The sequence below is a fragment of the Pseudomonas ovata genome, assembly GCF_003131185.1.
GTDB classification, from domain to species: Bacteria; Pseudomonadota; Gammaproteobacteria; order Pseudomonadales; family Pseudomonadaceae; genus Aquipseudomonas; species Aquipseudomonas ovata.
The window spans coordinates 46,730-58,927 of the sequence record NZ_QFFU01000013.1 but is presented as its reverse complement, the minus strand read 5'-3'; the positions used below and the strand labels follow the sequence as shown (position 1 = coordinate 58,927).

The following is a 12,198-nucleotide window of genomic DNA, read 5'->3' as shown; positions in this document are numbered from 1 at the left end:
GGCGGAAACCATACCGGGCATCACCATGACGTGCAACCGGGCCAGCCGTATTCAGGCTGTCTGAAAACGGGCCTGCAGGTGTAGGGCTGTTCGTGTTGAGTCGGAGCCTCGCCAACTGTACCCAACAAAATCGTGACGGGAATGACGAACACATGCCAATTCCCCGTAAACATTGGCTTTTCCTTGCATTCCCAATGTTCCCGCCGTTTTGAAATCACAGGCACATTTCATGAGAAGGATCTCTGAGGTCAGAACGTCCAGATCTGAAAGCATCATTCACAGGAACCTGAACGCCACGGGAACAGTGAGAACGCTGCGAACAACCAGCAAGTACGGGGCTTTGCGGCGTACCCACGTAATAAAAAAAGCAGGAACAGGTGTGAACACAAACACCTTTCTGACTATAAGCGCTTACGACCTCCTGCCCATCGTCCCCACAACATCCCTGTACATCTGGTCAGCCACCTGGATCTCCAGGCACAGGATGTCTTTGGTCTGCGGGCAACGCGTCACCCTGAACGCCTTGATCAGGCTCGCATGAAGCACAACCGTCTGCGGCACCCGCTTGCTCATAAACTTGCGCTCAGTCTTCAGAAACGTCGTGCTCAGGCGCTGCAAGGCGTTGCTCAGCGCGTTGTCGGCGTAATCGCCGTGGTTCTGGCGGTAAAGGTCCAGCACGACCTCCAGAGGCATCACCACAGTCTGCGCGGGCCGCTCGCCGCAGTCCTTGCGATACGTCCTTGTTGCCTCGGTCAAGCATGAGCGCGCCAGTTTCACGATGGCGTAGTCCTCGACCAGAGCCATGCCATGAAACCCGGCTGACAGCTCAAGGTAACCATCATTCAGCGTGAACCGGATCGGCGTGGTAAGGCCCAGAGGCGCCCTGGACAGAAACCTCTCGGCCAGGTACTCCATCGGCGGATGGTAATTGGCGCCCATGACGTAAGTGATCGGCACGCCGTCGATGTCATCGTCGTAGAGCAACGGCTCGTGCAACCAATACCCGGCTTCCACAGGCTGCAGCGGCTGATGGCCAGCCGAGCGCTCGGTCGGCTCGTGCGGCACAGTCGGGTCCATCGGCAAGGGGTGTCTCAGGTAAAGCGGGCGAAGTCGCTCGTCGGTCGGCATGGCAAAGCTTCCATCGTGAAAAACATGCCAGCAAGAACGGGCAGCGCACGATGGTAGGCGCTTGTACGGTAAGAAAAAATCAGAGCGCGGCAACGCGTGTTGCAGGACGTGTGTGTGAATTACGGGATATTTCTTCCTGGAGCGTGTAGGAGATTACCCGCCCAGCCCAGTGGGAGGGGGCTCTGCCGGAATGCCGGCAAAGCCAAGCAGCGCAAGCGATGGGTAATTTACGCAAAGCCGTCTCAAGGACTGGCCGAAACCCCGTATTTACAGGCCTTCGGAAGACCGTGGGGGTTATGAAGCGGGTGAAAGCATGGGGGAAGGCGTAAATCACCCATCCATGGGGCTGCGAAAACACGGCGTTGGTGGCTGATGCAGCGGCCTGCAGGGCGGTGTGTAAAGTACATGAAATGTGCGGTCAAAAATTTGGAAAACCCAGCAAATACGGGGTTTCGTAGCCAGAAAGCGGTAAGAAAAACAGCTTGAAACGGTATTTTCTGTACTTTACACACCGCATGAATATGGCCAGCGATAAGCAGCAAGCGAAACACACTGATCAGGCCGGCCAATTCTGTACTTTACACACCCATCCACAGGGTTTTGGAAGCCACTAAGCCTTGCCTACAAAAGGCTTGGACCATTTATCCACAAACGAACAATCTGCGTTAACGCAGTGACCGACGTGTCGACGGCGCGGACGTGCCTTTTCATCACTGGATTGCGTATTGAAATCGGTACATTGCACACCGAAATCGGTACTTTACACACCAAAACCTGTACTTTGCACACCCATCCACAGGCTTATTCAGCCCGCCACGCCTTGGAAAACAAGGGCTACACGGGTTATCCACACGGCCTATAACTATATTAAAACTATATTAAAACTAAAAACGCGTGTGACGCGCGCAAACGGCCGGCACTCGACTTCGTATTTGGTCGGGTCAGTTTGAAAATGGGCATGCCGCTTCATGCCATCGGTTAACACTTCACTAAGGATATGTCCTACATACCACCAAGGAAAAATTTCTCACTATTACTCATCAGTCCTATGACAACTGGTGCTGTTGTCTGATTTTCTCGTATTAACAAAACCCTTAGCATTCCACGCCGCCCCGTAATGCCGCAGCATGCTCACCGATCATGGGAATGTCCCAATGCCACTCAACAAACACGCTCGGCGTCTGGACGCCATCAAGGCCAGAAAGGGACAGCCAGACCAGCTGAAAGTGGCTGATGAAACCGCAGGCAGCCCCACGGCTGTACCGACCCAACGCGCACCAGCCAAGGTCAAACTGCCCTCTACCACCAAGCGTAAGGTGGGCGCTGCCACTTCCAGCCCTCCCTCAGCGAAGAAGCCTGTTTGTGAAGTACCTACCTGTATCTTTCTCCCCTTGCCCTACGATGTCAGCCCACGTGACAATTTGGGGACCATGGAATATGCCTTGTTTCGTTTATCAAAAAGAGAAGACCGCGCCAACTCGATAATTAACTATCATTTGCCCAATGGTTATATACGAGTTTCCTCAGGTGTTCATGGCATGGCCTCTGTGTGGGACTATGACATTGTTCTAATGGCCATCTCTCACCTGAACGAGGCTATGAACCAGCACCGCGCAGGCAAAGGCGAAAAGCCGGGTCGATTATTTCGCCCCCGAGTTGACGATGTATTGAGGTTCTGCAAGAAGGGCAAGGGTGGAAGCCAGACAGAAAAATTTCTAGATGCTTTGGTCAGGTTAAGCACCACGCATGTACTGATACAGCGTACTCGTGGTGTAACGACCCACACCAACGGTGAAAGCCTGATCTCTTTTTTCAATGTCGTTAACGACAGCGAAACCGAGGCTATTGAGTATGTTGAAATTGAAATAGCCAATTGGATGTACGAAGAAATCACCAAGTGTCAAAAGCCTGAGGTACTCACGGTTCACCCGGATTATTTCACAATCAGTCAGGGCGTCGGCCGGTTCGTGTATCGACTGGCACGCAAGTCAGCAGGCAAGAACATGGCCGTGTGGGGTTTCGACACCTTGTACGAGCACAGCGGCAGCACAGGTACGCTCAAGGAGTTCTCCCGCCTGGTACGCAAGGTCATCAGCTCCAAGTGTCTGCCTGAATACGATCTGGCTGAAGAAGAGGGGAAAATGGGGTCAGTGCTGCGGATTGTGCATAGGTCGCAGGCAGAAAAATGGGCTAGCTGAGAAAGCTGACAACTCGATAGTATTGCATCGCACCACTGCAAGGGGAGTGAATAATTTACAGCTTTTAGCGATATTTCGTAAATAGAGCCGAATATTCATGGGTGAAAGCAGCCTTAAATTTTTTCCTCGAAATTAACAAAGCTTCATAAATAACCACGATGTTTTGCATCTGCGTCAAAGTACCTATTATCCTAAGCGTAACAATTCAGTAACTACCCAATCTGAAGGATTCATGCTTACCTACCAAGCCGGAAGTATACGGAAGCTAAGGCGCCACGAAATCGCGGATATTGAGATAACCGGAGCCTGACAGGTTGAATTCATTGACGTTTAAATACAGTTGTAATGTAGATACCTCAAAACAGGAATCTGGAAAGCAAACTAGACGTCAAAGCGTGAGCTCCTTTTTTGCTCAGATGCAGATCATCCACCCACATACCGAGAGCTTTCATTTCCGCGAAAGATCCCCACTGATCGTGCATATTGTAGAACTCATGTCCATTGTTGATACAGAAGGCATAGAGCGCATCGCGGTAGTCCGTCAGCGGACGAATAGCGACACCATTTGAGTCTGCCGGCGCAATGAAGATAAACCCGGTATTTGGCGAGGCTGTGCGGTATTGGGCGACCAACGCTGTCAGTCCGGCAATGTATTTCTCAACAGTCGGAGAGGTACGCCGATAATCGTTGGTGCTCAGCATTACTACGACCACGTCCGGTGCGAAGTCGACAGCGATCGAGTTAATATTGCCAGCAAAGCGCGAAAATTGTTCACTGTCTAGGCCTGCATTACCAGCCTTAAGGAGCTCAACACCGACGGTTGCTGGACTATAGGCCCTGAAACCATCAAGAACCACAGTACGGCTGTTCCCGACAGTATCGATCTCAAGATTGTGCAACGCGTCAGCTAGGCCCGTGATGCTGACCTTACCCAGTCTGCCAGAGGTGTCGGCTGTCACCGTAGTCCATATCCCGCCGTCGACCCGCCAGCGAAATGTGCCGCCATGCTTGCGATAGTAGATGTCGTAGTTTGTGGCCTTCGCATTGCCGATTGTTAGGGTCGCGGTAGTGGTTTCGGCCGTTATATACATCCCGTCTACACCAGTGCCGTAGGCCGGGATTGCCCCAGTGGAGGCGTCATAAACAGTCCAGCCCGCTTTTGTCAGCATGACACCATCGAGCATGTAAGTTCCATTAACGCTGAGCCAACCCTCACCTGCTTTACCAAACTGGTCGTGCAGCAAAGTCGCAAGTTGCTGAGGGATGGCTACGAACTCAGTCCAACTGTCACCCGTAAGTAGCACCTTGGCCTGCCCGCTACCTGTCTTGATCTTAGCCAAGCGAGAGCGCCAAGCATGAAGTGAGAGCCCGTCAGTAGCGGCAGGCAGAGTAGACGCGACCGGCTTATTCGCGGGTGCGTACGCGCGTCTAAGTCCAAGCGTGGCTTTCAACGACTCGCTTATCCCCAAGGCAGACAGCTTTCCACCTTCAAGCCACAAGGCCACATCACCGCGCTCATCAAAAAGCACGGGAATAAACCGGGGTTTGCTGTCGCTGACAGCAGAGCCTGCAATATCAGCCACTTGAGCAGCATTTTCTAGACCAATGTCCATTACTTCAAGTGCCTCACTCCGAAGTCATAGCGGTACGTTGCCGTAGGGCATCACACAGTACAGGTATCAGCTATACGCGCAAATTTTCTCCTCGACGCCCCCCACTACATCTCCAACCTTTTTCATCAACCCTTGGATTAACAAGGGCTCTTCGAGCGTGATCTGATCAAAAACTCCTGCCCAACCTGGCTTTTCAAAGCTGCAAACTCGCTTGCCTGAGCGGCTGCAAAACCAGTCAGTACCTGCTCGGTTTGGGTGCGAGAGAGCGCAGTCTTCGTATAGGGGTTCGTCGACTCCACCAAAACGATCGGTGCCGGGGGAGGCTTTATGATGGCTGCAGCGATTACCCATGGCGAATTTCCACAGGCGCGCATCAGGTACAGCCTGCGCAGCATGACAGTAGAAATTTTCCGATAGCCGGTGCGAATTTGATCGATTTTTTCTCGATTCCAGCTTATCCATACGAAAAGCGCGTCATTCGACACTGACAATTCCAGCAATATTCAGGGTGCGTTGCACTCACTAAATCAAAGGCTTGGACGGCACCGCCTTCACTATATTAGGATGTTGTGACAATTTTAGTATCACGAGGCGTCGACCTAGGTGAAGGTACATTTGTTAACGGCCCTGCGGTGGGTTCACACGTCGCAAAACACGCTCGACCATGCTCATAGGGCAAAGCATGAGTCAGCTCATGACGCCTCGTTCATCTCCAGTCATTTCGAACCGTCAACACATCAAAAAGAGCAAAGGATATAGCCTCTTGAAAATTAATAGCCTGTTCAAAGAGTTATTCCCTGGTGCCATATTCTTTGGTTCTAACACAGAAATGTGCCTTGAATTAGATATTAACAAGGCGATTCAGGGTGTTAGATTTTCAATATGCTCTAGCGCTCCAGAGTTTTTAAACTTTTCTAAGTTTATGCTTTTTTCTGAAAGCGGAGCACCTTTAGGAACAAATAAACAAAACTGCTCGATCAGAATGAGCAGCGTATTTAATGGAAACCATACAAGATTTGGTGCTGACTACATCCAAGGTAATCATCACGGAGAAATTCATACTGAAAAAGAAGTTGCTCCTTATGTCGAAATTCTCTTCAATACAGAATTGGCCGTTTCAAAAATCAAGGTATTGAACCGAGCGGACCGATGGTCAAAGCGTAATAAAAATCTTAGACTCGAACTTCTTGTAGATGGCGCTTGGGAATTACTTTGGCAGAATGCTAATACCGAAAGCTACATAGCCATTTACAACTCGATGAATAAGTGGTTTCCAAAAAGCTTCCTAGAAAGCTTAGACAGTAATAGTATCGCTGCTAATCGCCTGCAAATAAAGAGAACTATGACAGGCATTTTGAGAAGCGAACTCATACACAAGTTCCTAGAAGATGACATGTGTCTTTTCTCAGTACTTGATTACTATGGCGATAGCCCAGCAGACGAGTACGATCTAGAGATTCTGAGCGCTTATATTGCTGCCGCCCTATCAAAAGATCGAGTCCTGTCAAATTTCCTATTCATGCAAAATATCATCACAACTAAAGATCTGACATTCAAGCTTCAAGAAAAAATCAATGAATACACGACCAAGCTATTTAATAGATCATCTTTTATTCTGACACGACACGGAATTCGTAAAAGCTATCTATTGGAAAGAAAAACAGATCTTCTCGAGCATACAAATGAGGTGATGAACTTTGTTTCATCTCTGGGTTATCCGTGTACTTTATTGTACGGCACATTACTTGGGGCTGTTCGAGATAAAGGCTTTATCCCGCATGATGATGATTTGGACGTGGGCTTTTTTAGCAGCCACCCTGATCTAAAATCGGCCAGCGAGGATATGTACACAAAACTAAAGGCTCATGGTTATAACGTTGTGCGAAATATGGGGCACAACTTACACGTTCTAGGAAAAGGTTCTGTTTGCGTCGATCTGTTTCCTGGCGTTATCTCCGACGGAGAAATCTCACTGCATATGGAAAAAATGCAGATACGTAAAATCAGTGCTGACTATATTCTACCAATAAAAACAATGACCTTTTACGATAGAACATTTAACGTCCCCAATAACCCAGCAGCTTTTTTAACTGAAAGATACGGGGCGGACTGGACTCAATCAAATCCCTTCTTCGAATGGCCTTACACTCTATCATGAATAAAAAAACCCTTATTACATATGGAACCTTCGACCTTTTGCACACAGGCCATCTTAATCTTTTAGAAAAACTAAAAGCAATGTGCGACACCCTAATAGTGGGCGTTTCGACTGATGAGTTTAATGCTTTAAAAGGGAAGAAATGTATTGTTCCTTATGCTGATCGGGCTCGCTTGGTGAAAGCACTCAGTGTGGTGGATTACGTCATCCCTGAAACTCATTGGGAGCAAAAGAGAGTAGATATTATAAAATATCAAGCCTCTATGTTCGCTATTGGCAATGATTGGGCTGGAAAGTTTGACGACTTGCAGGACATTGTTCAAGTACTTTACTTGCCAAGAACTGAAGGCATTTCTACAACAGAAATCAAAGACATCATCTCAAAATCAAAAGACGAAAAAATATTATCCATAAGAAACACTCTTCAGCATGCATTATCCTTACTTGACGCAGTGGACGTGAAATAATATTACAGCGTAGAAAGGCGATGATTGAAATCATAGAGCGGAACTCCACCTATCAATCATCGCCTTAAATTTAGGATAAGAAAAACCTAGCCGTAAAACAAAAATCACAATTAACATACCTTATGGCGATAGCCTATAATCTTAAAGAGCCAAACGTATTTTATACTTATCCTCAAACGCCAAAACCAAAATTTAACACATTTAAAACTGCACCCATGCCCACCACTGCAACTTCGCTTAGCTCAATGTAGGAAAGGCTGATATGATATTCAACAGGACCGTAGCGGATAATTTTTTTCAGGCCAAGATTTTTCTGCACTTTAATATAGGCCATAATACTGAAAGCAAGTACGGCTGGATGAATCTTCCTACAGAGATAGATACTCGCCATCCTATACGAATTGAAGAAAGAGTAGGATTTTATGGCGGGCCTTATACAGGCAGTAATGGTGCCCCCCCGTCACATGGACTTTGCAGTATCGGCTCGTTCAGTTACAGTGTATCAAAACTTCCAGCCAAACTTGAAGTCGGAAGATACTGCTCTATATCTGGCGGGCTTATATTCCTTGACAGTCACCACCAAACGCATTTGCTTACTACTTCGGCAATAACTTTTAGGCCACAAAATCTCCTATGGAAAGACTTGTTGCAGAACGTTGGGACTCCACAAGACCCTACGTGGAATATTTACGGTCATAAAAACTTCCCAAAGATAGGTAACGACGTGTGGATTGGTCGTGATGTTACTATGTCCATGGGAATATCAATCGGTGATGGTGCAATTATTGCTGCGGGAAGCGTGGTAACAAAGGACGTGCCTGCATATACGATCGTGGGCGGAAACCCTGCAACGGTCATTAGAGGTCGTTTCCCTAATGAAATTGCCTTTCGGTTGCAGCAAAGTAGATGGTGGGAAAAGTCACCCGAGTTTGTGGCTAGAATTGCACCTCTGCCTGTAGAGGAAGCACTTCGTGAGTATGAATTTAATCATGATAGTGTTGAAAATTTTGTACCAAAAACCATTATCTTAAACGCGCATGGTTTGAAAGCACTTTAAAACTCCTTATAAATAATCACAATTTTACGATAGCGATATTCTTCGGATTCCACATATATACCATTTTAGAAAATGGAGCGTAGCCTAGACTCGCTCCATTTAATAGCTCAGTCGAACAGGTCGGCATCTTTCAACGCCACACCCAACTGGTCCTTGCCCGACAGCTGCGGCGTGCAGTCCAGCGGCCATTCGATCCCGATTTCCGGATCATTCCAGGCAATGCAGCGCTCGCATTCTGTCGAATAGAAATCAGTGGTCTTGTACAGGAACTCGGCCGTGTCGCTCAGGGTGATGAACCCATGGGCAAAGCCTGGCGGGATCCACAACTGGTTGTTGTTCTGCGCCGACAGCAACGCGCCCACCCATTTGCCGAACGTCGGCGACGAGCGGCGAATGTCCACCGCCACGTCAAATACTTCGCCCTGCACCACACGCACCAGCTTGCCCTGTGCATGCGGGTTCAGCTGATAGTGCAAGCCGCGCAGCACGCCTTTCACCGAACGCGAGTGGTTGTCCTGGACAAAGTCCGGCTCAAGCCCTGTGGCGTCCTTGAAGGCGCGTGCGTTGAAGCTCTCGTAGAAAAAACCACGCTCGTCACCGAATACCTTGGGGGTAAACAGCACGACTTCAGCGATGGCCAGAGGAGTGGCTTGCATCAAAACACCTTTTCTTTGAGCAGGTTCTTCAGGTATTGGCCGTAGCCGTTCTTGAGCAGCGGCTGCGCCAGGCGCTCCACTTGTTCGGCATCGATCCAGCCGGCACGGAAGCAGATCTCTTCAGGGCAAGCGACTTTCAGGCCCTGACGGCGCTCCAGCGTGGCGATGTACTGGCCGGCTTCGAGCAGGCTGTCGTGGGTGCCAGTGTCAAGCCAGGCATAGCCGCGGCCCATGATCTCGACGTTCAGCTGCTTTTGCTCGAGGTACAGAATGTTCAGATCGGTGATTTCCAGCTCGCCGCGGGGCGAAGGCTTCAGATCACGCGCCAGGTCGACCACCTGGTTGTCGTAGAAATACAGGCCGGTAACGGCATAGCTGGATTTCGGCGCCTTGGGTTTTTCTTCCAGCGACAGTACACGGCCGCTGTCGTCGAACTCGGCCACGCCATAACGTTCAGGGTCGGTAACGTGGTACGCGAATACCGACGCGCCGGACTCACGCTTGTCGGCATTGAGCAGCAACGACTGGAAGTCATGGCCGTAGAAAATGTTGTCGCCCAGCACCAGGGCCGACGGATCGTTGCCGATAAAGTCGGCACCGATGGTAAACGCCTGTGCCAGGCCGTCCGGTGTTGGCTGCACTGCATAGCTAAGGTTCAGTCCCCACTGGCTGCCGTCGCCCAGCAGTTGCTGAAAGCGCGGGGTGTCTTGCGGCGTGGAAATGATCAGGATGTCGCGGATACCGGCCAGCAACAAGGTGCTGAGCGGGTAGTAGATCATCGGCTTGTCGTACACCGGCAGCAGTTGCTTGGACACTGCCAGGGTGGCCGGGTGCAGGCGAGTGCCTGAACCGCCAGCCAGAATGATGCCTTTACGAGCCATTGAGTCAGTCCTTATTGCTGGGTTTCGTCCAGCATACGTTGTACGCCCTGTTGCCAGAGCGGCATCTTCAGTTGAAAAGTGGTTTCGAGTTTACCCAATGCCAGGCGCGAATTGCGCGGGCGTGGGGCCGGTACCGGGTATTGTTCGGTACTGATCGCGCCAACCTGATCGGGGGCAACCTTCAACACCACGCCGTTACGCTCGGCATGCTCCAGCACAAAGCGGGCAAAGCCATGCCAGGAGGTCTCACCGGCTGCCGCGAGGTGATAGACACCGCTCAGGGCTGCTGCGTTCTGGGCAGCGAAAATCTGCCGCAGAATGTGCGTGGTCACATCGGCAATCAGCTCGGCACCGGTCGGGGCACCGAACTGGTCGGCCACCACATTCAGCGTGTCGCGTTCCTTGGCCAGGCGCAGCATGGTCTTGGCGAAGTTATGACCGCGTGCGGCGTACACCCAGCTGGTGCGCAGCACGATGGCCTTGGCACCACTGGCGGCAATCGCCTGCTCGCCAGCCAACTTGCTGCGACCATAGGACGACAGCGGGCCGGTCGGTGCGTCGACTTCCCAGCGCTGCTCGCCGCTGCCGTCGAACACATAGTCGGTGGAGTAATGCACCAGCCAGGCGCCCAGCGCCGCGGCCTCGCGGGCCAGCACGCCCGGGGCCTGGCCGTTGATCACATCGGCCAGTTCCGTTTCGGTCTCGGCCTTGTCCACGGCGGTGTAGGCCGCCGCGTTGATGATCACGTCTGGCGCCACCTGGCGCACCGTGGCGGCCAACCCTTCCAGGTCAGCCAGGTCGCCACACAGGCCATTGGCACCCTGACGGTCCAGCGCAATCACGTCACCCAGCGGCGCCAGGGCACGCTGCAGTTCCCAGCCCACCTGGCCATTTTTGCCGAGCAAGAGGATTTTCACGCTGGCGTGACCTCGTATTGCTTCTGGACCCAGTCACGGTAGCTGCCATCCATGACGCCAGTAACCCATTCCTGGTTAGCCAGGTACCACTCCACGGTCTTGCGGATACCGGTGTCGAAGGTTTCTGCCGGCTTCCAGCCCAGCTCGCGCTCGATCTTGCGGGCATCGATGGCATAACGACGGTCGTGGCCGGGGCGATCGGTGACGTAGGTGATCAACTCGGCATAGCCTTGTACCGGCTCGCCGGTCTTCTGGTTGATGACCTTGCGGGCAGTGGCCGGCGCCATTTCATCGAGCAGCGCACAGAGGGTGCGCACGATGTCGATGTTGGCCTTTTCGTTCCAGCCACCGATGTTGTAGGTCTCGCCCAGGGTGCCGGCTTCCAGCACACGGCGGATGCCCGAGCAGTGATCTTCGACATACAGCCAGTCGCGGATCTGCTGGCCATCGCCATAGACAGGCAGCGCCTTGCCGGCCAGTGCGTTGACGATCATCAACGGGATCAACTTCTCGGGGAAGTGGAACGGACCGTAGTTGTTCGAGCAGTTGGTGGTCAGCACTGGCATGCCGTAGGTGTGGTGGTAAGAACGCACCAGGTGATCGCTGGCCGCCTTGCTTGCCGAGTAAGGGCTGTTGGGCGCGTAGGGCGTGGTTTCAGTGAATGCCGGATCGGTCGCGCTGAGCGTGCCGTACACCTCGTCGGTGGACACGTGCAGGAAGCGGAACGCCGCTTTCTCTTCGCCTTGCAGGCCATTCCAGTGCGAGCGAGCCGCTTCCAGCAGGCGGAAAGTGCCCATCACGTTGGTTTCGACGAAAGCTTCGGGGCCAGTGATGGAACGGTCGACGTGCGATTCGGCGGCGAAATGCACCACGGCACGTGGCTTGTGCTCGGCGAACAGCCTGGCCAGCAGGTCGGCGTCGCCGATATTACCCTGCACGAAATGGTGCTGCTCGTTGCCTTCCAGCGACTGCAGGTTGGCCAGGTTGCCGGCGTAGGTCAGGGCATCGAGGTTGATGACCGGCTCACCGTTGCGAGCGCACCACTGGAGAACGAAGTTTGAGCCGATGAAGCCGGCTCCGCCTGTGACTAGGATCATGCAATACCTGTAATGGGTTATTCAGT

The 12,198-nt window shown here is 51.8% G+C and carries 10 protein-coding genes and 1 pseudogene; 4 read left to right on the top strand and 7 right to left on the bottom strand.

Annotation, left to right across the window (positions count from 1 at the left end):
• Positions 1 to 411: 411 nt before the first annotated feature.
• Positions 412 to 1,128 (bottom strand): replication initiator protein A, encoded by a 717-nt coding sequence (locus tag DGA31_RS17855; protein ID WP_109513446.1) that lies wholly within the window; start codon positions 1,126 to 1,128, stop codon positions 412 to 414.
• Positions 1,129 to 2,282: 1,154 nt separating this feature from the next.
• On the opposite strand from DGA31_RS17855, the gene DGA31_RS17850 reads away from it, so the two are divergent.
• Entirely contained in the window at positions 2,283 to 3,326 is a 1,044-nt protein-coding gene (locus DGA31_RS17850) for a replication initiator protein A (RefSeq protein ID WP_161959200.1), read from the top strand.
• Positions 3,327 to 3,682: 356 nt separating this feature from the next.
• Here DGA31_RS17850 and DGA31_RS17845 read toward each other — a convergent pair whose 3' ends face one another.
• Together DGA31_RS17845 and DGA31_RS17840 are read right to left on the bottom strand one after the other, a co-directional pair.
• Positions 3,683 to 4,939, bottom strand: coding sequence for an SGNH/GDSL hydrolase family protein (locus DGA31_RS17845; protein ID WP_109513444.1), 1,257 nt, complete (start codon positions 4,937 to 4,939; stop codon positions 3,683 to 3,685).
• 66 nt (positions 4,940 to 5,005) lie between these two features.
• Positions 5,006 to 5,401, bottom strand: coding sequence for a hypothetical protein (locus DGA31_RS17840; RefSeq protein WP_152035054.1), 396 nt, complete (start codon positions 5,399 to 5,401; stop codon positions 5,006 to 5,008).
• Between the two features lie 232 nt (positions 5,402 to 5,633).
• Here DGA31_RS17840 and DGA31_RS17835 point away from each other — a divergent pair, with 232 nt between their 5' ends.
• The 3 genes and pseudogenes from DGA31_RS17835 to DGA31_RS30810 all read left to right on the top strand — a co-directional run.
• A complete protein-coding gene (locus DGA31_RS17835) occupies positions 5,634 to 7,097 on the top strand; it encodes a LicD family protein (protein ID WP_161959199.1) in 1,464 nt (487 codons plus the stop codon).
• Positions 7,094 to 7,564, top strand: coding sequence for an FAD synthase family protein (locus DGA31_RS17830; protein WP_109513441.1), 471 nt, complete (start codon positions 7,094 to 7,096; stop codon positions 7,562 to 7,564). Before DGA31_RS17835 ends, DGA31_RS17830 begins: the two co-directional genes overlap by 4 nt.
• Positions 7,565 to 8,270: 706 nt before the next feature.
• Positions 8,271 to 8,436 (top strand): annotated as a pseudogene (locus DGA31_RS30810) (DapH/DapD/GlmU-related protein); the annotation flags it as partial.
• A 292-nt stretch (positions 8,437 to 8,728) separates the two neighbouring features.
• On the opposite strand, the gene rfbC reads toward DGA31_RS30810, so the two are convergent.
• The 4 genes from rfbC to rfbB are packed head-to-tail and all read right to left on the bottom strand — an operon-like array spanning position 8,729 to position 12,172.
• Complete coding sequence (rfbC, locus tag DGA31_RS17820) at positions 8,729 to 9,277, bottom strand: dTDP-4-dehydrorhamnose 3,5-epimerase (protein WP_109513439.1); 549 nt, start codon at positions 9,275 to 9,277, stop codon at positions 8,729 to 8,731.
• The gene (rfbA, locus tag DGA31_RS17815; protein WP_056835802.1) at positions 9,277 to 10,158 is read right to left on the bottom strand and encodes a glucose-1-phosphate thymidylyltransferase RfbA; all 882 of its coding nucleotides are present in this window, start codon (positions 10,156 to 10,158) and stop codon (positions 9,277 to 9,279) included. The genes rfbC and rfbA overlap by 1 nt, the downstream gene beginning before the upstream one ends.
• Positions 10,159 to 10,169: 11 nt before the next feature.
• Positions 10,170 to 11,075, bottom strand: a complete 906-nt coding sequence (rfbD, locus tag DGA31_RS17810; protein ID WP_109513438.1) for a dTDP-4-dehydrorhamnose reductase — start codon at positions 11,073 to 11,075, stop codon at positions 10,170 to 10,172.
• Positions 11,072 to 12,172 carry a dTDP-glucose 4,6-dehydratase gene (gene rfbB, locus DGA31_RS17805; protein ID WP_109513437.1) on the bottom strand — a complete coding sequence of 367 codons (1,101 nt, stop codon included), beginning with the start codon at positions 12,170 to 12,172 and terminating at the stop codon, positions 11,072 to 11,074. The genes rfbD and rfbB overlap by 4 nt, the downstream gene beginning before the upstream one ends.
• Positions 12,173 to 12,198 lie beyond the last annotated feature (26 nt).

What these genes read in the sequence shown, in the direction of transcription:
- DGA31_RS17855 (WP_109513446.1), bottom strand. Translation starts at nt 1,128, where the DNA reads ATGCCGACCGACGAGCGACTTCGCCCGCTTTACCTGAGACACCCCTTG.
- DGA31_RS17850 (WP_161959200.1), top strand. Translation starts at nt 2,283, where the DNA reads ATGCCACTCAACAAACACGCTCGGCGTCTGGACGCCATCAAGGCCAGA.
- DGA31_RS17845 (WP_109513444.1), bottom strand. Translation starts at nt 4,939, where the DNA reads ATGGACATTGGTCTAGAAAATGCTGCTCAAGTGGCTGATATTGCAGGC.
- DGA31_RS17840 (WP_152035054.1), bottom strand. Translation starts at nt 5,401, where the DNA reads ATGGATAAGCTGGAATCGAGAAAAAATCGATCAAATTCGCACCGGCTA.
- DGA31_RS17835 (WP_161959199.1), top strand. Translation starts at nt 5,634, where the DNA reads ATGACGCCTCGTTCATCTCCAGTCATTTCGAACCGTCAACACATCAAA.
- DGA31_RS17830 (WP_109513441.1), top strand. Translation starts at nt 7,094, where the DNA reads ATGAATAAAAAAACCCTTATTACATATGGAACCTTCGACCTTTTGCAC.
- rfbC (WP_109513439.1), bottom strand. Translation starts at nt 9,277, where the DNA reads ATGCAAGCCACTCCTCTGGCCATCGCTGAAGTCGTGCTGTTTACCCCC.
- rfbA (WP_056835802.1), bottom strand. Translation starts at nt 10,158, where the DNA reads ATGGCTCGTAAAGGCATCATTCTGGCTGGCGGTTCAGGCACTCGCCTG.
- rfbB (WP_109513437.1), bottom strand. Translation starts at nt 12,172, where the DNA reads ATGATCCTAGTCACAGGCGGAGCCGGCTTCATCGGCTCAAACTTCGTT.